Origin of the sequence: Bradyrhizobium sp. OK095, assembly GCF_900109945.1 — a bacterium.
In the GTDB taxonomy this organism is placed as follows: domain Bacteria; phylum Pseudomonadota; class Alphaproteobacteria; order Rhizobiales; family Xanthobacteraceae; genus Bradyrhizobium.
In genome coordinates this window covers 218,201-238,292 of sequence record NZ_FOBX01000011.1, presented here as the reverse complement: position 1 = coordinate 238,292, position 20,092 = coordinate 218,201, and the positions used below count along the sequence as shown (strand labels likewise).

15 protein-coding genes are annotated in these 20,092 nt (G+C 64.6%); 11 read left to right on the top strand and 4 right to left on the bottom strand.

The window, feature by feature from the left end:
• The first annotated feature begins 58 nt into the window (after positions 1–58).
• From BMW89_RS27650 to BMW89_RS27635, 4 genes are read left to right on the top strand one after another with little or no spacing between them, the layout of a single operon-like run.
• Positions 59–712, top strand: a complete 654-nt coding sequence (locus BMW89_RS27650; protein WP_092030974.1) for an ABC transporter ATP-binding protein — start codon at positions 59–61, stop codon at positions 710–712.
• On the top strand, positions 709–3,171 hold the full coding sequence (locus tag BMW89_RS27645; RefSeq protein ID WP_092030971.1) for an ABC transporter permease: 2,463 nt from the start codon (positions 709–711) through the stop codon (positions 3,169–3,171). The genes BMW89_RS27650 and BMW89_RS27645 overlap by 4 nt, the downstream gene beginning before the upstream one ends.
• Positions 3,161–4,243, top strand: coding sequence for a lipocalin-like domain-containing protein (locus tag BMW89_RS27640; RefSeq protein ID WP_092030968.1), 1,083 nt, complete (start codon positions 3,161–3,163; stop codon positions 4,241–4,243). Before BMW89_RS27645 ends, BMW89_RS27640 begins: the two co-directional genes overlap by 11 nt.
• Positions 4,244–4,270: 27 nt before the next feature.
• Positions 4,271–4,657, top strand: a complete 387-nt coding sequence (locus BMW89_RS27635; protein WP_092030966.1) for an MAPEG family protein — start codon at positions 4,271–4,273, stop codon at positions 4,655–4,657.
• Positions 4,658–4,818: 161 nt separating this feature from the next.
• Here the strand turns inward: BMW89_RS27635 and BMW89_RS27630 are convergent, their stop codons facing one another.
• The 3 genes from BMW89_RS27630 to BMW89_RS27620 all read right to left on the bottom strand — a co-directional run bounded on the left by BMW89_RS27630 (position 4,819) and on the right by BMW89_RS27620 (position 10,536).
• Positions 4,819–6,012 carry an ABC transporter substrate-binding protein gene (locus BMW89_RS27630; RefSeq protein WP_092030963.1) on the bottom strand — a complete coding sequence of 398 codons (1,194 nt, stop codon included), beginning with the start codon at positions 6,010–6,012 and terminating at the stop codon, positions 4,819–4,821.
• Positions 6,013–6,166: 154 nt separating this feature from the next.
• Positions 6,167–9,334: an efflux RND transporter permease subunit gene (locus BMW89_RS27625; protein WP_092030961.1), complete on the bottom strand. Its 3,168-nt coding sequence runs from the start codon at positions 9,332–9,334 to the stop codon at positions 6,167–6,169.
• Positions 9,331–10,536, bottom strand: coding sequence for an efflux RND transporter periplasmic adaptor subunit (locus BMW89_RS27620; protein WP_177196355.1), 1,206 nt, complete (start codon positions 10,534–10,536; stop codon positions 9,331–9,333). Before BMW89_RS27620 ends, BMW89_RS27625 begins: the two co-directional genes overlap by 4 nt.
• Before the next feature lie 371 nt (positions 10,537–10,907).
• On the opposite strand from BMW89_RS27620, the gene BMW89_RS27615 reads away from it, so the two are divergent.
• The 7 genes from BMW89_RS27615 (at position 10,908) to BMW89_RS27585 (ending at position 19,282) form a co-directional block, all read left to right on the top strand.
• The gene (locus tag BMW89_RS27615; protein ID WP_177196354.1) at positions 10,908–12,062 is read left to right on the top strand and encodes an iron-containing alcohol dehydrogenase; all 1,155 of its coding nucleotides are present in this window, start codon (positions 10,908–10,910) and stop codon (positions 12,060–12,062) included.
• Between the two features lie 16 nt (positions 12,063–12,078).
• On the top strand, positions 12,079–13,629 hold the full coding sequence (locus BMW89_RS27610) for an AMP-binding protein (protein ID WP_092030952.1): 1,551 nt from the start codon (positions 12,079–12,081) through the stop codon (positions 13,627–13,629).
• Positions 13,630–13,800: 171 nt separating this feature from the next.
• Positions 13,801–15,399, top strand: coding sequence for an ABC transporter substrate-binding protein (locus BMW89_RS27605; protein WP_092030949.1), 1,599 nt, complete (start codon positions 13,801–13,803; stop codon positions 15,397–15,399).
• Between the two features lie 42 nt (positions 15,400–15,441).
• The gene (locus tag BMW89_RS27600; RefSeq protein ID WP_092030946.1) at positions 15,442–16,389 is read left to right on the top strand and encodes an ABC transporter permease; all 948 of its coding nucleotides are present in this window, start codon (positions 15,442–15,444) and stop codon (positions 16,387–16,389) included.
• Between the two features lie 9 nt (positions 16,390–16,398).
• Complete coding sequence (locus BMW89_RS27595; RefSeq protein ID WP_092030943.1) at positions 16,399–17,292, top strand: ABC transporter permease; 894 nt, start codon at positions 16,399–16,401, stop codon at positions 17,290–17,292.
• On the top strand, positions 17,292–18,299 hold the full coding sequence (locus BMW89_RS27590; RefSeq protein ID WP_092030940.1) for an ABC transporter ATP-binding protein: 1,008 nt from the start codon (positions 17,292–17,294) through the stop codon (positions 18,297–18,299). The genes BMW89_RS27595 and BMW89_RS27590 overlap by 1 nt, the downstream gene beginning before the upstream one ends.
• Positions 18,296–19,282 carry an ABC transporter ATP-binding protein gene (locus tag BMW89_RS27585; protein ID WP_092030938.1) on the top strand — a complete coding sequence of 329 codons (987 nt, stop codon included), beginning with the start codon at positions 18,296–18,298 and terminating at the stop codon, positions 19,280–19,282. The genes BMW89_RS27590 and BMW89_RS27585 overlap by 4 nt, the downstream gene beginning before the upstream one ends.
• Here BMW89_RS27585 and BMW89_RS27580 read toward each other — a convergent pair.
• Entirely contained in the window at positions 19,254–20,027 is a 774-nt protein-coding gene (locus BMW89_RS27580) for a hypothetical protein (RefSeq protein ID WP_244547699.1), read from the bottom strand. The two genes, BMW89_RS27585 and BMW89_RS27580, sit on opposite strands and share 29 nt — an antisense overlap.
• Positions 20,028–20,092: the final 65 nt, after the last annotated feature.

Below are 20,092 nucleotides of genomic sequence, written 5' to 3'. Positions count from 1 at the left end.
TTTCCGCAGCAAGTGTGCTACGCAGCATTTCCGTTAATTCCGTCCGGCGCCATCCATCGTGCTGAGTATCCGAAATCTCTCCAAGGCCTTCTCCTCGGCCGGCGAACCCGTCCATGTGCTTCGTGGCGTCGACCTCGACCTCAGGGCTGGCGAGCGCGTCGCGCTCACAGGCGAATCAGGCAGCGGCAAGAGCACGCTGCTGCACCTGATCGCGGGGTTAGATGCCGCCGACGCCGGATCGATCCGGCTGGAGGAGACCGAGGTCACCAAGCTGTCGGATGCAGGGCGCGCCGGCTTGCGGCGCAACCGGATCGGTCTGGTTTTCCAGCAATTCAACCTGATCCCGAGCCTGTCGGTCGCCGACAATCTAGCCTTCCAGGCGAGGATCGCGGGCCGGCAGGACGCAGCCTGGACCAAGGAGCTGGTCGAGCGGCTCGGACTGGGCGACCTCCTCAAACGTTATCCAGAGCAATTATCAGGCGGCCAGCAGCAACGGGTCGCGATCGGCCGGGCGCTGGCGACCAAGCCGTCGCTGCTGCTCGCGGACGAGCCGACCGGCAATCTCGATGAGGCTACCGCCGAGAACGTGCTGGCGCTGGCCCGCGACCTCGTCGCGCGGACCGGCTGCGGCTTCCTGATGGTGACGCACAGCCTGCATCTGGCCGGCACGCTCGACCGCCACCTCACTTTGCATGCGGGACGAATCGCATGAGGCGCGCGCTGTGGGTTCTCGCGGTGCTCCTGAGCCACTGGCGGCGGCACAAGATGCAATTCGCAACGCTGCTGATCGGGCTGATCGCGGCAACTGCATTGTGGAGCGGCGTGCAGGCGATCAACCAGCAGGCCCGCAACGCCTATGACCGCGCCGCTGCGACCTTTGGCGGGGTGCGCACCGCGATGCTGGTCGCGCCTGACGCGGCGACCTTTTCGCAAGAGCTGTTCGTCAAGCTCCGCCGTGCGGGCTGGCCGGTTTCGCCGATGCTGGAGGGCCGCATCCAGGTCAACGGCCGCTCGGTGCGGCTGCTCGGCGTCGAGCCGGTGACGATGCCGGCCGAAATCGGCAACGCACCGCGCCTCGGTGCTTCGGATCTGGGCAGTTTCGTTGCCCCGCCCGGCCAGACGCTGGTGGCCCGGGAAACGCTGAACGATTTGCAGGAGCCGGAAGGTGCTGCGCCACCGATCAGCAGCGGCGCAAAACTGCCGCCGCTGCGCGTGCTGCCGCAGCTCGTCCCCAACGTTCTCGTCGTGGATATCGGCATGGCGCAGCGTCTCCTGAACAAGCCGGATCAGGTGTCGCGGCTTCTGATCGGCAAGCCGAAGGGCAAGCCGGCGCCGCTCGCAAGCATCGTCGGCGAGCAGCTGCAGCGGGTCGAGCCAAATGCGGAGACGGAGCTGGAACGCCTCACCGACAGTTTCCATCTCAACCTCTCCGCCTTCGGCCTGCTGTCGTTCTTCGTCGGCCTGTTCATCGTCAACTCGGCCGTCGGCCTCGCCTTCGAGCAACGGCTGCCGATGCTGCGGACGTTGCGGGCCTGCGGCGCCTCGGCGCGGCTGGTCAACACGGTGCTGGTGGTCGAGCTGGTGGCGCTGGCACTCGTCGCGGGCCTGATCGGGCTCGTCTGCGGCTATTTCATCGCGGCAGCGCTGTTGCCCGACGTCGCGGCGTCACTGCGCGGGCTCTATGGCGCGCAGATCCCGGGGCAGCTCACGCTGCAACCGGAATGGTGGCTCGCCGGCATCGGCATCAGCATCGCCGGCGCGATGGTAGCGGCGGCGACCAGTCTGATCAAGGCGATCCGGATGCCGGTGCTGGCGACCGCGCAGCCGCACGCCTGGCAGCAGCGGCAGCGCCGCTGGCTGATCCTGCAAAGCGCTGCGGCCTGCATGGTGTTCGTGGTCGCGCTGCTGCTGCTTCAATACGGACAATCGCTGATCGCAGGTTTTGGCGTGCTGGCCGCGCTGATGCTTGGCGCGGCGCTGATCCTGCCGGCGTTCCTCGAGATCATCCTGCTCGTGGGCCAGCGCTGCGCAAAAGGACCGCTGTCGCTGTGGTTCTGGGCGGACAGCCGGCAGCAACTCTCGGGATTGTCGCTCGCGCTGATGGCGCTGCTGCTTGCGCTCGCCGTCAATGTCGGGGTGTCCACCATGGTGGAAACCTTTAGCCGCACCTTTATCGGCTGGCTCAACGGGCGGCTCGCGGCTGATGTCTACATCAGCGCTTCCGACAATGCGCAGGGCGTTACGATCCGCAACTGGCTGAAGGAGCGCAGCGATGTGCAGGCGATCCTGTCGGGCGGACGTGCCGAGACACAGGTGCAGGGTCAGCCGGTCGAGTTGCTCGGCCTGCCCGATCACGCGCTCTATCGCGAACGCTGGCCGCTGCTGGAGACCGCGCCACGTGCCTGGACGCAACTTGTGCCGGGCAATGCCGCCTTCATCAGCGAGCAGCTGAGCCGTCGCCTCAACGTCCGCGTCGGCGATGTCATCGAAGTGCCGGCGCCGGGCGGGACCTGGGAGCTCGATATCGTCGGCATCTATGCCGATTACGGTAATCCCAAGGGACAGCTCGCGGTGAATGTCGCGGCGCTGATCCGGCATTTTCCGCAGACGCCGCAGACGCGGATCGGCCTCATCGTCGCAAAGCAGAATATCCCCGGCCTGATTGCGGCGCTGCAAAAGCAGTTCGCACTCGACGACCGCAGCGTGGCCGACCAGGCGACGGTGAAGGCGGAATCGATCCGCATCTTCAACCGGACTTTTGCAGTCACTTCCGCTTTGAATGCGTTTACGCTCGGCGTCGCGGGCATCGCGCTTCTGACCAGCCTCTTGACGCTGGCGAATTCGCGCCTGCCGCAGTTGGCGCCGCTCTGGGCGATCGGCATCACGCGGCCGCGCCTTGCCGCGATCGAGTTGACCAAGACGCTGTCGGTCGCGCTGTTCACTTCGCTGCTGGCGGTGCCGCTCGGGCTGTTAGTGGCGTGGTGCCTGATCGCGATCGTGAACGTCAAAGCGTTCGGCTGGCGGCTGCCGTTCCATGTGTTTCCACTGCAACTGGCCGAGCTGGTTGCAGTCGCGCTGATCGCTTCGCTGCTTGCAGCACTGCTGCCGACGATACGGCTGGCGCGGATGCAGCCGGCAAGCCTCGTCAAGGTGTTTGCAAATGAGCGCTGACAGGATATCGCGGCGCGCCGTCGCCGGCGGAATCGCGGCGCTCGCTCTTACGCGGCGCGCTGCCGCGCAAGGATATGCCGGGCTCGGTGAGACCGCCGACGGCTTTGCGAAGGTGACGCCGGGAAAGACATTCGCCTTTCCGGCGGATCACGGACCGCATCCGGAGTTTCGCATCGAGTGGTGGTATCTCACGGCGAATCTCACAGATAGCAGCGGCGCGGCTTGCGGCCTGCAATGGACGTTGTTCCGTCAGGCAACGCAGCCGGGGCCGCAAGGCGAAGGCTGGGCCAATCAGCAAATCTGGATGGCGCATGCCGCGGTGACGCGCGCCGACACGCACCGCTTCAGCGAAGTGTTTTCGCGCGGCGGGATTGGACAAGCCGGCGTCGAAGCAAAGCCATTTGCGGCGTGGATCGACGATTGGGAGATGAAGAGTTTTGAACGCACCGACGATCGCGCCCTGGCGCCGGTCACGCTGAAGGCCTCCGGCGCCGACTTCAGCTATGCGCTGACGTTAGAGGCCGATCGTCCGGTGGTGCTGCAAGGCGACCGCGGCTTCAGCCGCAAGTCCGAGCGCGGGCAAGCCTCCTATTATTACAGTCAGCCGTTCTACCGCGCACGCGGCACGCTCACCATCGACGACAAGCCTGTCGACGTCTCCGGGCAGGCATGGATGGATCGCGAATGGAGCAGCCAGCCGCTCGACGCCGATCAGACCGGCTGGGACTGGCTGTCGCTGCATCTTTCATCCGGCGACAAGCTGATGCTGTACCGGCTGCGCCAGAAGGACGGCAAGGACTATCCGTTCGGTAACTGGATCAGCGCCGCCGGCGATACGCAGATGATTGCGGGTGGCGACATCCAGATGATTCCGAAGGCGACCACCGAGGTCGCGGGTCGCAAGCTGCCGGTCGAATGGCAGATCGCGATACCCTCGCGGTCCTTCTCGATTTCCTGCAAGCCGATCAACCCAAAAGCCTGGATGGGGACCGGCTTCTCCTATTGGGAGGGGCCGATCAGCTTTGCCGGCACGCATAACGGCGTTGGCTATCTCGAGCTGACGGGCTATTGAGTCGCGACCTCTTCAAAGGGATTAGCGATGTATCATCTCACCGCCCTCGTCACGCTGCTGGCGATTGCATTTTATTTCTTCACCTGCATGAACGTCTCGCGGTCGCGGTCGAAGACGGGCATCAAGGTGCCGGCGACATCGGGCCATCCCGATTTCGAGCGCGCCTTCCGCATCCAGGCGAACACGCTGGAATGGATGCCGATTGTCCTGCCGGCGCTCTGGCTGTTCGCGATCTATATCGGCGATGCCATTGCAGCCGGCATCGGCGCGGTCTGGATCATCGGCCGCATCGTCTATTTCATCGGGTATTCGAAGGCGGCGGCAAAGCGCGGCCCGGGATTTCTGATCCAGGGCATCGCCGCCATCGCGCTATGGGCGGGAGCGTTGGGGGCGGTGGTGTTGCGGCTGGTTTAGGGAAGCGCGGCATCACACGCGCTCGTGTCCCGGGCGCGGTGCAGCGTGTAACGCTGCGCCGCTGAACCGGGACCCAATCCGGCCTCGAAACGTGGAGAAGCATGGGTCCCGGCTCTGCGCAGCAACGCTACGCGTTGCAGCGCGTCCGGGACACGAGAGGTCTACTTCGTCAACGGGCAGCCGCTGTCCTTGGCGGTGAAGAAGGCCTTGTCGCCGGGAACGGTGGCGATCAGCTTGTAATAGTCCCAGGGCTTCTTCGACTCCGACGGCTTCTTAACCTCGAACAGATACATGTCGTGGACCATGCGGCCGTTCTCCAGCACCTTGCCGCCTTGCGCGAAGTCGTCGTCGACCGGAAGCTCCTTCAGCTTCTTGGCGACCGCCTCCGAATCCTTGGTGCCAGCGGCCTTGACCGCCTTGAGATAGCTCAGCGTCGCCGAATAGGTGCCGGCCTGGATCATGTTCGGCATCCGGCTGGTGCGCTTGAAGAAGCGCTCGCCGAAATTGCGGGTGCGATCATTGAGATCCCAGTAATAGCCCTCGGTCAGCACCAGGCCTTGCGCAGCCTGCAATCCGAGGCCGTTCACTTCGGCGAGCGTCATCAACAGACCCGCAAGCTTCTGGCCGCCGGAGACGAGGCCGAATTCGGCCGCCTGCTTGATCGAGTTGGTGGTGTCGAGGCCGGCATTGGCAAGGCCGACGATCTTCGCCTTCGAGCTTTGCGCCTGGAGCAGGAAGGAGGAGAAGTCCGAGGAGTTGAGCGGCACGCGCACCGAGCCGATCACCTTGCCGCCATTGGCCGTGACGATCTCGCTGGTGTCCTTTTCCAGTGCGTAACCGAAGGCGTAATCCGCGGTGAGGAAGAACCAGCTGTCGCCGCCGGCCTTGGTCAGCGAGCCGCCGGTGCCGACGCCGAGCGCGCGGGTATCATAGGCCCAGTGAAAGCCGTAGGGCTGGCAGGCATCGCCGGTGAGGCGCGAGGTCGCGGCGCCGACGACGATATCGATCTTCTTCTTTTCCTTGGAGAGCTCGTGGATGGCGAGCGCGACCGAGGAGGTCGTGAGCTCCGTGATCATGTCGACGTTTTCGACGTCGTACCAGCGCCGCGCGATCGAGGTCGCGAGATCCGGCTTGTTCTGGTGGTCGGCGGTGACCATCTCGATCTTCTGGCCGAGCACTTCGCCGCCGAAATCCTCGATCGCCATCTTGGCGGCTTCGACCGAGTATTTTCCGCCGTAATCGGCATAGACGCCGGACTGGTCGTTGAGGATGCCGATCTTGACGCCTTGCGCGGAGGCCGGCGCAGCCAGCAGCAAGGCCGACATTGCGACGGCGGCCAAAAGTGCTGATTTCATGTGTTAGCTCCCAGCAGTGTTCTGTTTTGAAATCGCGCGGAGTGTAGTGAAGAACCCCGGCGCTGCCCATCCATTTCGGCGTAGGCCGTTAGTATGGGATTCTGCACACCAAACAAACGGTGCGGTCCCGGCAAAAACCGGGACCGACAAATTGTCAGGCCGCGACCTCCGGCTTCTTCCCCTCGTTGCGCCCCTCGGCCAGGTTCCGCACCACGACGTAGAAGATCGGCGTAAACAACAGGCCGAACAGGGTGACGCCGATCATGCCGAAGAAGACGGCGACGCCGACGGCCTGCCGCATCTCCGAGCCGGAACCGGACGAGATCACCAGCGGCAGCACGCCGAGGATGAAAGCGAAGGACGTCATCAGGATCGGCCGCAGACGCAATCGACAGGCGTCGATCACCGCCTCCAGCCGTGGCTTGCCCTCCTTCTCGATGTCGCGCGCGAACTCGACGATCAGGATCGCGTTTTTCGCGGCTAGTCCGACCAGCACGACGAAGCCGATCTGGGTGAGGATGTTGACGTCCTGCCCCATGATGCGCACGCCGATGGTGGCAGCTAACAGGCACATCGGCACGATCAGGATCACCGCGAATGGCAGCGTCCAGCTGCCATATTGCGCGGCGAGCACGAGATAGACGAACAGCACGCAGATCGGGAACACATAGAGACCCGCATTGCCGCCGGTGACCTGCTGATAGGACAGATCCGTCCATTCAAAGGTGAAGCCGCTCGGCAGCGTGTCGTCCGCGAGCTTCTTGATGGCATCGAGCGCGGTGGTCGAGCTGGTGCCCGGCGATGGTTCGCCCTGCAGCTCGGACGCCGCATAGAGATTGTAGCGCGCGACGCGATCGGGTCCCGAGACGTCCTTGAACTCGACCACGCTGCCGAGCATCACCATGTCACCCGAAGCATTGCGCGTGCGCAGTCGCGAGAGGTCGCTTGGTTCTTTCCGGAACGGAAAGTCCGCTTGCGCCGTGACGTGATAGGTGCGGCCGAACAGGTTGAAGTCGTTGACATAGGTCGATCCGAAATAGGTCTGGATCGTGTCGTTGATGTTGGCGATCGGCACGCCGAGCTTCTGCGCCTTGGTGCGGTCGATGTCGACGAACAGCTGCGGCGTGTTGGCCGAGAACGGCGAGAACACCGTGGGAGCGAGCAGCGAGGGCGATTTGCGCGCCGCGGCGACAAGCTCGTCGGTGGCCGCGGCGAGCAGCTCCGGCCCGCGGCCCTGGCGGTCCTGGATGCGGATGGTGAAGCCGCCGCCGGTGCCGATGCCGGGCACGGCCGGCGGCGGAATGACGATGATGAACGCGCCCTGGATCGCGGCGAGCCGCTTGCGCAGCTCGGCCGTGATGGCGTTCGCCGTCAGCCCCTTCTTCAGGCGCACCTCGGGTTCATCGAACACCGGGAACAGTGCGGCCGCGTTGCCGGCCTGCGTGCGCGTCGCGCCGGAGAAGCCCGCGAAAGCGGCAACGCGGACGATACCCGGCGTATCCAGCGAGATCCGCTCGATCTCGCGGACGATCTCGGTGGTGCGCGCCAGCGACGCCGCGCCCGGCAATTGCACGGAGATGATGACGTAGCCGCGATCCTGCGCCGGAATAAAGCCTTGCGACGTGGTCCCGATCAGCCAGCCGGCACTGCCGATCAGCACGATATAGATCAAGATCATCACCACCGAATGCCGGATCACGAAACTGGCGACGCCGGCATAGCCATGCGCGAGCCGGTCGAACACACGGTTGAAGGCGCCGGTGAAGGCACCCCACGCCCGCGCGAGGAGATTCCAGGCGGCGGGCGGCCGCTTCTCCTCGTGCGGGACGAGGAGGAGCGAGGCCAGCGCTGGCGACAGCGTCAGCGAGCAGAAGCAGGAGATCGCGGTCGCCACCGCAATGGTGACGGCGAATTGCTGGAAGAACTGCCCGGAAATACCGCCGATGAACGCGGTCGGCACGAACACCGCGCACAGCACCAGCGCGATCGAGACCAGCGCGCCGCCGACCTCTTCCATGGTCTTGAGCGCGGCGTCGCGACGACTCAAGCCATGCTCGAGATGGCGCTCCACATTCTCGACCACCACGATGGCGTCGTCGACGACGATGCCGACGGCGAGCACGAGGCCGAATAGCGTGAGGTTGTTGATGGAGAAGCCGAGCGCGGCCATCACCGCGAAGGTGCCGACCAGCGAAACCGGGATCGCGATGATCGGAATGATCGCGGGCCGCCATCCTTGCAGGAACACCAGCACCACGATGACCACGAGCAGCATGGCCTCGTAGATGGTCTTGATCAGCTCGTGGACGGATTGCGCGATGAACTCGGTGGGGTTGTAGCCGATATTGTAGTCGAGCCCCTTCGGAAAGCTCGCCTTCAGCTTCGTCATGGTGTCGGAGATATTTTTTGCGGTCGCGAGCGCGTTCGATCCCGGCCGCTGCGTCACCAGCATGGCGACGGCGGATTTGCGCAACAGGAAGCTGTTGGTGGAGTACGCGAGAGCACCGAGCTCGATGCGGGCGACGTCGCGCAGCCGCACCGTGCGGCCGTCGGAGCCGGCCTTGATCAGAATGTCCTCGAACTGCTTCTGGTCTTTCAAGCGCCCGGTGAAAACGAGGTTTGGCTGGAACGCGCGGTCGGCGATCGGTGGTTCGGCGATCTGGCCACCTGCGATCTGGACGTTTTGCGCACGGATTGCCGCCAGCACTTCAGTCGAGGTCAGGCCGAGATTGGCGATGCGATCAGGGTCGAGCCACAGCCGCATCGAATAGTCGCGCGCACCAAAGATCTGGATGTCGCCGACGCCGTCGATGCGCAGCAGCTGGTCGCGGACCTGGAGCAGCGCGTAGTTGGAGATGTAGAGCTGGTCGAAGGTGTCGTCGGGCGACAGCATGAACACGACCATCAGGATGTCGGGCGAGTTCTTGCGGGTGACGACGCCGTTGCGCTGCACTTCGTCCGGCAATTGCGGCTGAGCGATCGCGACGCGGTTCTGGACCAGCACCTGGGCCTTGTCGAGATCGGTGCCGAGCTTGAAGGTGACGGTGATCGTCAGCTGCCCGTTCGAGGTCGCCTGGCTGTAGAGATACAGCATGTCCTCGACGCCGTTGATCTGCTGCTCGATCGGAGCTGCGACCGTGTCGGACACGGTCTGCGCCGAGGCGCCCGGATATTGCGTGGTGACGACGACGGTCGGCGGCACCACTTGCGGATATTCGGAGACCGGCAACGTGGTGTAGGCGAGCGCGCCGACGATCAGCAGCACGATCGACAGCACCATCGCGAGGATGGGCTGGTTGATGGAGAGACGGCCGAGATTCATGACTTGCCACCGGCCGGCGCTGGCGCGGGAGACGGCGCCACCTTGGCGCCGACGCGGGCGCGCTGGATGCCGTTGACGATGACGCGGTCCTCCGGCTTCAGCCCTTCGCGGATCACGCGCAGGCCCTCATCGAGCGGCCCGAGCATCACGGGACGCGCTTCCACGGTGTCGTCAGGCTTGACCACGAACACGATCTTGCGGGACTGGTCAGTCGCAACGGCAACATCCGGGATCAGCAGCGCCTCATAGGGCGCGCTGCCGATCAGGCGGACGCGGCCGAACTGGCCGGGCAGGATCGAGAGGTCGGTATTCTTGACGACGGCGCGGCTGCGCAGCGTGCCGGTGGAGACATCAAGGCGGTTGTCGAGGAAGTTGATGGTGCCGTCATGCGACGGCTTGGTCTCGCCGGCGAGCGTCACCTGCACCGGATTGGCCGTATCGCGCGAGCTCGGGCGCCGGCCCTCCGACCAGAGCTTGCTGTATTTGATGAACGTCGTCTCATCCATGTCGAAATAGACGTAGATCGGATCGAGCGCGACGATCGAGGTGAGAAGCGTCGAGGTGCCCGTATCGCTGCCCTGCACGAGGTTGCCCGGGCTGACGAGATGGCGGCTGACGCGGCCGGTGAGCGGCGCGGTCACATGGGTGAATTCGATGTTGAGCCGGGCGGCCTTCAGCGCACCCGCGGCCTGGGTCTCGGCGGCGTGCGCGGCCTGCAAGGCCTGGCGGCGCTGGTCGACGGCCTGCTCCGAGACCGCACTGGTCTGGACCAGGTTCAGGCCACGGTCGAGCTCGCGCTTGGCAAGCTCCACCTTGGCGCGGGCATCGGAGAGCTGGCCGTCGGCCTGCTCGGCCACCGCTTCGAACGGACGCGGGTCGATCACGTAGAGCAGATCGCCTTGGTGCACGATGGCGCCGTCCTGGAATTCGACCGAGTTGACGAAGCCGCCGACGCGGGGGCGCACCTGCACCTCCTCGACCGCCTCGAAGCGGCCGGTGAACTCGTCCCAATCGGTGACGGTGCGCTTGACCGGCTGGGCGACGGTCACAGGCGGGGGCGGCGGGGCGGCTGCCTGCGAGGCCGGCTTGTCACAGCCGGTCAGTGCGACCGCCGCGGCGAGAAGGCCGGCGATGGCAATGTGCCGAGGCTGAACGAAATCGTGCTTTTTCACAAATGGCTCGCTTCCGTCCGGTCCGCTCATCCCAGGTCCTCGCATGAAAGCCGCGGAAAATGCAGGGTACGCCTCTACCCGCGGGCGCCACAAGATGGGTGGAGTTGATGAACTCTTCAAGACCAATGAATGCGCAATGCTCGGAACAGCGCCCTGGCCGATTGGCGGGTTGACAGCGGGATAGCCCGCTTCGCACGCGGTGATTAGCGGGCGGGATGCGAATGGCCTTATTCGCGTGGCTCATGAATGGAAGACCGCCCTTGCCTTCTCCCTCTCCCCACAAGAACAGGGAGAGACAGGGAGAGGGAGAAGAGCCGCTAGCGTCTTCGCACATGACGGGCACGGCCGGCTCGGCTAGATTGCCCTTACAAAACAAGACGAATTGTCCGGGGAGGACAGGCGTGCACCAGGGACGTGTCGTTTACGGCGCGATCGAGGAGGTCGTATTCGGCCATCCGGCGGCTGAAGCCATCGTCGCGCAGATGGACCGGCTGGGAACGCGCCGCGCTTTCCTGATGGTGTCAGGGACGCTGAATCGAGAGACCGACGAAATCGAGAAGATCAAGCAGGCGCTCGGCGTGCGTTGCGCTGGCCTGTTCGACGCCATGCCGGCGCACACGCCGCGCGAGGCGGTGATCGCGGCGACCAATGCCGCGCGCGAGGCGGGCGCCGATTTGATCGTCACCGTCGGCGGCGGCTCGATCACCGACGGCGCCAAGGCGGTGCAGATCTGTCTTGCCAACGGCATCGACGAGATCGAGGGTATCGAGCGCATCCGCGTGCACAAGGGCGTCACGCCCGAGATGATCGCGCCGACCGTGCGCCAGATCAGCGTGCCGACCACAATCGCCGGCGGCGAGTTCTCATCGATTGCGGGCGTCACCGACCGCAGCACGCATGTGAAGCAGATGCTGCGGCATCCGCTGGCCGTGCCGCGCGCGACCATCCTCGATCCCGCTATCACCGTGCACACGCCGGAATGGCTGTTTCTGTCCACCGGCATCCGCGCCATCGACCATTGCGTCGAGGCGATCTGCTCGCGCGAGACGCACCCTTACGCCGACGCACAATCGGTCAAGGGCCTTGCCATGCTTGCCGACGCGCTGCCGCGGGTGAAGGCCGACCCTGGCGATCTCGACGCGCGGATGGATGCGCAGATCGGCACCTGGCTGTCGATGGGCGCGCTCGCGGCCGGCGTTCCCATGGGCGCGAGCCACGGCATCGGCTACGTCCTGGGCGCGGCCTTCGACGTGCCGCACGGTTACACCTCCTGCATCATGCTGCCGGCGGTGATGCGCTGGAACGCGCGCGACAATGCCGAGCAGCAGATGGTCGTCGCGGCAGCGATGGGTTTTCCCGGCCACAACGCGGCCGACGTGCTCGACGCCTTCATCCGCTCGCTCGGCATGCCGCGCAGCCTGTCGGACGTGCGCGTCTCGCCGGAGCATTTCGACGCGATCGCCGAACAGGCGATGCGCACGAACTGGATCCCGCGCAACCCGCGCAAGATCGAGAGCCCGGCGCAAGTGCGCGAAATCCTGCTTCTCGCCGCTTAATTCACGTGGAGGACTGATGTATCCCGGTCAGCATGCCCGCCTGCGCCCGCTCCAGCCAGCCTTCATCATGGCGGCGACCGGCGAGGCCGTCACCTATCGCGAGCTCGATGCGCGCAGCAATCGGCTGGCGCATCTGTTCCGCAAGCACGGCCTGAAGCGGCTCGATCACTACTCGATCTTCATGGAGAACAATTCGCGCTACCTCGAAGCCTGCGGCGCGGGCGAGCGGTCCGGGTTGTACTACACCTGCATCAACTCGTTCCTCACCGCGGGCGAGCTCGCCTATCTCCTGACCAACAGCCAGTCCAAAATCCTGATCACGTCCGTTGCAAAACTCGACATCGCGCGCGAGGCGATCAACGCCTGCCCCGACGTCAAGCTCTGCATCGTCGCCGACGGTCCCGGCGAGAGCGAGCGCATCGTCGGGCTCGCGGACGTCACCGCCGATCTGCCGACGATTCCGGTCGCGGACGAATGTCTGGGCACATCGATGCTCTATTCGTCGGGCACGACAGGACGCCCCAAGGGCATCATTCGGCCGCTGCCGGAAGAGCCGCCGAAGCACAATCTGCCGCTGTTCGATTTCCTTTCAAAGCTCTGGCACTACCGCGAGGGCATGGTCTATCTGTCGCCGGCCCCGCTCTATCATTCGGCGCCGCAGGCGGCCGTGAACCTCACGATCCGCATGGGCGGCACCGTGATCATCATGGAAAATTTCGATCCCGAGCGCTACCTCCAGCTCGTCGGGCAATGGGGCATCACCCACACTCAGCTGGTGCCGACGATGTTCTCGCGCATGCTGAAGCTGCCGGAAGAGGTACGTGGCCGCTACGATTTGTCGTCGCTTGAGATCGCAATCCACGCCGCGGCCCCTTGCCCTGCGCTGGTCAAGGACGACATCATCAAATGGTGGGGGCCGATCATCCACGAATATTACGGCGCGACCGAAGGGCTCGGCTTCACCGCCTGCAACAGCGAGGAATGGCTTAGCCATCGCGGCACCGTCGGCAAGGTGCTGCTCGGCGACCTCCACATTCTCGACGAGGACATGAAGCCGTGCCCGACCGGCACGCCGGGGCAAGTGTGGTTCAAGACCGGATCGCCATTCGAATATTTCAACGACCCCGAGAAGACCAAAGAGGCGCGCTCGGCCGACGGCAGCATGAGCACGGTTGGCGACGTCGGCTATGTCGACGACGACCGTTTCCTCTACCTCACCGACCGCGCCACCTTCATGATCATCTCGGGCGGGGTGAACATCTATCCGCAGGAATGCGAGAATCTGCTGATCACCCACCCGAAGGTCGCGGACGCCGCGGTGTTCGGCGTGCCCAATCCCGATCTCGGCGAAGAGGTGAAGGCGGTGGTGCAGCCGATGCCGGGCGTGGTGCCGGGGCCGGGGTTCGCCGAGGAGTTGATTGCCTTCTGTGCGCAATCGCTGTCGCGGCAGAAGGTGCCGCGCTCGGTCGATTTCGAGAAGGAGCTGCCACGGCTGCCGACGGGGAAGCTGTACAAGCGGCTGCTGCGAGACCGGTATTGGGGCAACAAGACGTCGCGGATCGTGTGAAGCCGGATGTCGTCCGAGGGAACTTCTCACATTGTGAGAGAAAGGCATGCGGCTTTAGGTCATCCGAAGTGTCGAGGCCGCCGCGGGCCTTGCCGGTTGCCTGCACCCGCGCGCATGGCTATCGTCAAATAAAATCAGGCCGCAAAGGCCGATTGCTTGAGGGAGAGAAGCATGCGGAGCGTGCGGGCGCTCGCCGCGATGGCGGCGCTGTCTTTGCTGGTATTTTCGACCATCACATTCGCCGGCGAGCCCAAGCAGGGCGGGATTTTGCGGATGTATCACCGCGACAGTCCCGGCAATGCCTCGATCCATGAAGGCGCGACCTATTCGCTCAACATTCCCTTCATGCCGGTGTTCAACAACCTGGTCATCTACAAGCAGGACGTACCGCAGAACAGCATGGATTCCATCGTCCCCGAGCTCGCCGAGAGCTGGGCCTGGGTCAACGACAACAAGACGCTGACCTTCAAGCTGCGCCAGGGCGTGACATGGCACGACGGTAAGCCGTTCACCTCAGCGGATGTGAAGTGCACCTTCGACATGCTGATGGGCAAGTCGCAGCAGAAATTCCGGCAGAACCCGCGCAAGAATTGGTACAATGAGGTCAACGACGTCACGCCCAACGGTGATTTCGAGGTCTCCTTCAACCTGAAACGGCCCCAGCCCTCGCTGCTGGCGCTGCTCGCCTCCGGCTATACACCGGTCTATCCCTGCCATGTCTCGCCAGGCGACATGCGCACCCATCCAATCGGCACCGGCCCGTTCAGATTCGTCGAGTTCAAGGCCAATGAATCGATCAAGCTTGTCCGCAATCCCGACTATTGGAGGAAGGGCCGGCCCTATCTCGACGGCATCGAATTCACGATCATCCCGAATCGTTCGACCGCGATCCTCGCCTTTGTCGCCGGCAAGTTCGACATGGCCTTTCCGACGCACATTACGATCCCGCTGCTGAAGGACATCAAGTCCCAGGCGCCGAACGCTGTCTGCGTCGTCGAGCCCACCAACGTCGCGACCAACATCATCGTCAACTCGACGGCGCCACCGTTCGACAATCTCGACGTTCGTCGCGCCATGGCGTTGGCGCTCGACCGCAAGGCGTTCATCTCGATCCTGTTCGAGGGCCAGGCCGACATCGGCGGCACCATGGAGCCGGCGCCGGCCGGGCTGTGGTCGATGCCGAAGGAGATGCTGGAAAGCATTCCGGGCTACGGCCCCGACGTGGCCGCCAACCGCGAGGAGGCGAAGAAGCTGATGCAGAAGGCGGGCTATGGCCCGGACAAGCATCTTTCGGTCAAGGTCTCGACCCGCAACATCAACGACTATCGCGACCCAGCCGTCATCCTCATCGATCAACTCAAGAGCATTTACATCGACGGCGAGCTCGACGTGGTAGAGACCGCGAACTGGTTCCCGAAAGTCGCGCGTAAGGACTACATGCTCGGGCTCAATCTCACGGGCAACGCCGTCGACGACCCCGACCAGTCCTTCTACGAAAACTATTCCTGCGGCTCCGAGCGCAACTACACCAATTACTGCAACAAGGAAATCGAGAAGCTGTTCGACGCACAATCGCAGGAGATTGACGTCGCCAAACGCAAGAAGCTGGTGTGGGACATCGACAAGAAATTGCAGGAAGACGTCGCGCGTCCGATCATCTTCCATAGCCGGCTGGGCAGTTGCTGGCAGCCTTACGTCAAGGGCATTACCGTGATGGTGAACAGCTCTTATAATGGCTACCGCTACGAAGACGTCTGGATGGACAAGTAGCGCGGCGGACGGGCGGCTCAAGAGCTCGGCGGGAGAGCGCAGATGTTTGCCTATCTGGTGCGGCGCCTGTTCCTGATGCTCGTGACCCTGTTCGGGATCTCGATCGTCATCTTCTTCCTGCTGCGCGTCGTCCCCGGCAACATCGTCGACATCCTGTTTGCCGCGGCCGGCTATGTCGACCCCGCCGACAAAGCCAATCTGGAAAAAGAGCTCGGTCTCGACCAGCCGCTGGTGGTGCAGTATCTGCACTGGATCGGCGGCTTCCTGCGCGGCGATTTCGGCTACTCCTATGTGTCCGAGAAACCCGCACTTCAGGAGATCCTGCCGCGAATCCCGATCACGGCGCGGCTTGCGGGCCTCGCACTGTTGTTCTCCGCCTCTATCGGCATTCCGCTCGGCGTCATCAGCGCCGTGAAGCAGGGCACGCGGCTCGATTATGCGCTGCGCGTCGTCAGCCTCAGCGGATTGTCACTGCCGTCGTTCTGGCTCGGCCTGCTGATCCTCACCGCATCGGTGGCGATGTTCGGCCAGATCCCGATCTTCAACCCGAACCCGCAGACCTGGCTGGAAGCGTTCGCGACCTATGCCGTGCCCGCTGCCGCCGTCGGCTTCCGCAGCGCCGCGCTGACCATGCGCATCACGCGTTCTTCGATGCTGGAGGTGCTGCGGCAGGACTACATCCGCACCGCGCGTGCCAAGGGCGCTTCCGAGGCCGCGGTGAACTACCAGCACGCCCTGAAGAACGCGATTTTGCCTGTGATTACCGTAATCGGCATCGAGGCCGCGTTCCTGATCGGCGGCCTGATCGTCACAGAGACCGTGTTCAACATCCCCGGCGTCGCGCGTTTCCTGGTCGAGGCGATCCGCTGGCGCGACTATCCGATCGTGCAGAACCTCGTGATGCTGATTGCGATCGTGGTGGTGAGCGCGAATTTCATCGTCGACATGCTCTACGCGGTGTTCGACCCGCGGATCAGGTACACGGATTAGGAGATCAGTTTGGCCGCGATCGACTATGAGGTTGAACTGAGGCGCGCCGGCGCCTACGCGCCCGCCGGCTGGCGGCGCGTGCTGTTCCTGGCGCAGCGGCATGTGCTCGGCGCGGCCGGGCTCGTCATCATGATCGTGTTCGTGCTCACCGCGATCTTCGCCAACTTCATCGCGCGCTACGACCCCCTGACGATCGACGCCGCCAGCGCGCTGGCGCGCCCGAGCCTCGCCCACTGGATGGGCACGGACTCGTTCGGCCGCGACGTGTTCAGCCGCATCATCCATGGGGCGCGAATCTCGCTCGCGGTCGGGATCGGCTCGACCGCACTCGGCGGCACGATCGGCGTCATCGTTGGCCTCACCTCCGGCTATCTCTCCGGCTGGGTCGATCTGGTTTTCCAGCGCGTCTCCGATGTCCTTCAGGCGCTGCCGCTGCTGGTGCTGGCCTTGATCATGACGGCGGCACTCGGTCCGTCCCTGCCGAACGTCATCATTGCCATCGCCATTCCGCTGATCCCGACCGTGTCGCGCGTCATCCGCGCCAACACGCTGGCGCTGCGCGAGCTGCCATTCATTGAAGCCGCCAAGTCGATCGGCATGAGCGAGGTCCGGATCGCGCTCCGCCACGTGCTGCCGAACACGCTGGCACCCCTGATCGTGCTCGCGACCGCCCAGCTTGGCTCGACGATTCTCACCGAGGCTTCGCTCTCCTTCCTCGGCCTCGGCATCCCCGAACCCTATCCGTCATGGGGCCGTATGCTCTCGGAGTCCGCCGCCGAATATGTCCGCACTGCGCCGTGGCTGGTGATCTTCCCTGGCATCGCCATCAGCCTCGCCGTGTTCGGGGCCAATTTGTTCGGCGACGCCCTGCGCGACATCCTCGATCCCCGGCAGCGCGGCTGATGGCTGATAAATCCGATCTCGTGCTCGAAGTGAAGAACCTGAAGACGGTGTTCTTCACGAACTCCGGCCTGTTCAAGGCCGTGGACGATATCTCCTTCACCGTGAAGCGCGGCGAGACGCTGGCGATCGTGGGCGAATCCGGCTGCGGCAAGAGCGTCACCGCGCTGTCCCTGATGCGGCTGGTGCCGGACCCGCCCGGCCGCATCGTCGGCGGCTCCGTCTCGCTCGAAGGCACCGATCTTCTCGCGCTGGAGGAAGCGCAGATGCGCGCTGTCAGGGGCGACCGCATCTCCATGATTTTTCAGGAGCCGATGACCTCGCTCAATCCGGTGATGCGGATCGGCGACCAGATCGTCGAGGCCGTGCGGCTGCATCGGAACCTGTCGACCAAAGAGGCCCGCGACGTCGCGGTCGAGATGTTGCGGCTGGTGCGCATTCCCGAGCCGGCACGGCGTGCGCGCGAATACCCGCATCAGCTCTCCGGCGGCATGCGCCAGCGCGCGATGATCGCGATGGCATTGGCGTGCCGGCCGGCGCTGCTGATCGCGGACGAGCCGACCACCGCGCTCGACGTCACCATCCAGGCACAGATCCTGGCGCTGATCCTCGACCTCCAGAAGGAGCTCGGCACCGGCCTCGTGCTGATCACGCATGATCTCGGCGTCGTAGCCCAAACCGCGCAACGCGTGATCGTGATGTATGCGGGACGGAAGGTCGAAGAAGCCAGCGTGGAGTCGCTGTTCGCCGCACCAAAACATCCCTACACGCGCGGCCTGATGGCCTCGATCCCGGCGGTGCCGGCGTCCGGCGTGGTCGCACAGGAGCGGCTGAACGAAATCCCCGGCACCGTGCCGTCGCTCGTGCGACTGCCGAAAGGCTGCGCCTTCGCGCCACGCTGCAAGCTCGCGATCAAGCGCTGTGAGGTCGAGTATCCGCCGCTCGCCGATTGGGGCGGCGGCCATCTCGCGGCCTGCTGGCGCGCGGCGGAAGTAGCGGAGGTGGCATGACCGAAGCACTGCTCGAAGTCACCGACCTCATCAAGCACTATCCGGTGCGCGCCGGCGTGTTGCGCCGGCAGGTCGGCACCGTGCATGCGGTCGACGGCGTGTCGTTCTCTGTTGGCATCGGCGAGACGCTCGGCCTCGTCGGCGAATCCGGCTGCGGCAAGTCGACGGTCGCGCGTAGCGTGCTGCGGCTGGTGGAGCCCACCTCAGGACAGATCCGCCTGGACGGCGAGGACATTACCCGCCTCTCCAAGACCGCGCTGCGGCCGCATCGCCGTTCGATGCAGATCGTGTTTCAGGATCCCTTTGCCTCGCTCAATCCGCGCATGACCGCGGGCGACATCGTCGGCGAACCGCTGTTCGTGCATGGGCTAGCAAGCGGCAAGGAACTGGAAGCGCGCACCGCAAAACTGTTCGAGCAGGTGGGCCTGCGGCCCGACCAGATGCGCAACTTCCCGCATCAATTCTCGGGCGGCCAGCGCCAGCGCATCTGCATCGCGCGTGCGCTCGCGCTTGGGCCGCGCCTGATCGTCTGCGACGAGCCGGTGTCCGCCCTCGACGTCTCGATCCAGGCGCAGGTGATCAATCTGCTGATCGACCTGCAACGTGAACACGGCTTCTCCTATCTCTTCATCGCGCACGATCTCGCCGTGGTCGCTCATATCAGCCACCGCGTCGCCGTGATGTATCTCGGCCGCATCGTCGAGATCGCCGACAAGGATGAGCTGTTCCGCAATCCCAGGCATCCCTACACGCAGGCTTTGCTCGCCTCCGTACCTGTTGCCAACCCGCTGGCAAAGAAGCTCACGCCGCTGGTGGACGGCGACGTGCCGAGCCCGGTCAACCCGCCCCCGGGCTGCGCGTTTCACACCCGCTGCCGGTTTGCGATGGAGCGGTGCAAGATAGAGCGGCCGGCGCTGGTGGATGCGGGCGGCCGCCATCAGGTGGCGTGCTTGCTCAATGAAGGGACGGGGCGCGGCGACTAAGCCGCAACGTCTGGATCACCGGCCAGGCCGCCAGTGCGGCAGCCAGATGCTTGAGCGTGTGGCCCGAGACAAGATGGCCTGTCATGTCGAACACGGTCACGTCACCCAGCTCGAAAAGCTTGGCCAGCACATAGAAGAAGATCACGGCGCCGAGCGGCACGCCAAGCGCACCAGGCCGGGGCCGTGTCAAAGCCAGTGCCACCGCAAGTGCCATGCCGCCGAACTGCACGACCACCCATGGCGTGAGGTTCTCGTAGGCCACCCACGCCGCGAGCAGGCCTGCAACCGTCACCAGCACGACCACCGCCTGACCGGCGCGCACGCTGATGCGCTCGCCTGTCGCGATGCCCAGAAAGCCCGCGAACGCCACCGCCATGCCGAGGCGATCGGCCACGAGTCGCTGCGGCGCGTCGGGATCCAGATGATAGAAGCATGATCCCACGCAAGTGAGGATCAGTCCCACGAAGAACCAGCATGCACCCAAGGGCGCATCATTGCGGGCACGCAGCCGCACCAGGCCCCAGACGGCCATCGCCAGGAAGAGGAGATTGCTCAGCACGTCGCCAGCGTTGGGCACGCCGAGCCAGGTGCGGGTGTCGACGAAATGCTCCGTGTGCCATGCGGAGGCGGGCAACGCGGGCGCCAGGAGCGCCACCAGCGTGAGGACAAGTAGCGCGCCGATCAGATAGTTTTCGCGGGCTTGCGGTGCGGCGAACGAGCGCCGACGGGACACTGACAGGAGCATGGCATCGGTCTCCGGGCGTGTGGGCATCAGCATACAACCAGCTGGCCGGCACGCAAATGAACATT

Coding starts and splice junctions, on each gene's coding strand:
- BMW89_RS27645 (WP_092030971.1), top strand. CDS start 709: ATGAGGCGCGCGCTGTGGGTTCTCGCGGTGCTCCTGAGCCACTGGCGG.
- BMW89_RS27585 (WP_092030938.1), top strand. CDS start 18,296: ATGACCGAAGCACTGCTCGAAGTCACCGACCTCATCAAGCACTATCCG.
- BMW89_RS27580 (WP_244547699.1), bottom strand. CDS start 20,027: ATGCTCCTGTCAGTGTCCCGTCGGCGCTCGTTCGCCGCACCGCAAGCC.
- BMW89_RS27600 (WP_092030946.1), top strand. CDS start 15,442: ATGTTTGCCTATCTGGTGCGGCGCCTGTTCCTGATGCTCGTGACCCTG.
- BMW89_RS27605 (WP_092030949.1), top strand. CDS start 13,801: ATGCGGAGCGTGCGGGCGCTCGCCGCGATGGCGGCGCTGTCTTTGCTG.
- BMW89_RS27610 (WP_092030952.1), top strand. CDS start 12,079: ATGTATCCCGGTCAGCATGCCCGCCTGCGCCCGCTCCAGCCAGCCTTC.
- BMW89_RS27640 (WP_092030968.1), top strand. CDS start 3,161: ATGAGCGCTGACAGGATATCGCGGCGCGCCGTCGCCGGCGGAATCGCG.
- BMW89_RS27630 (WP_092030963.1), bottom strand. CDS start 6,012: ATGAAATCAGCACTTTTGGCCGCCGTCGCAATGTCGGCCTTGCTGCTG.
- BMW89_RS27635 (WP_092030966.1), top strand. CDS start 4,271: ATGTATCATCTCACCGCCCTCGTCACGCTGCTGGCGATTGCATTTTAT.
- BMW89_RS27620 (WP_177196355.1), bottom strand. CDS start 10,536: ATGAGCGGACCGGACGGAAGCGAGCCATTTGTGAAAAAGCACGATTTC.
- BMW89_RS27625 (WP_092030961.1), bottom strand. CDS start 9,334: ATGAATCTCGGCCGTCTCTCCATCAACCAGCCCATCCTCGCGATGGTG.
- BMW89_RS27590 (WP_092030940.1), top strand. CDS start 17,292: ATGGCTGATAAATCCGATCTCGTGCTCGAAGTGAAGAACCTGAAGACG.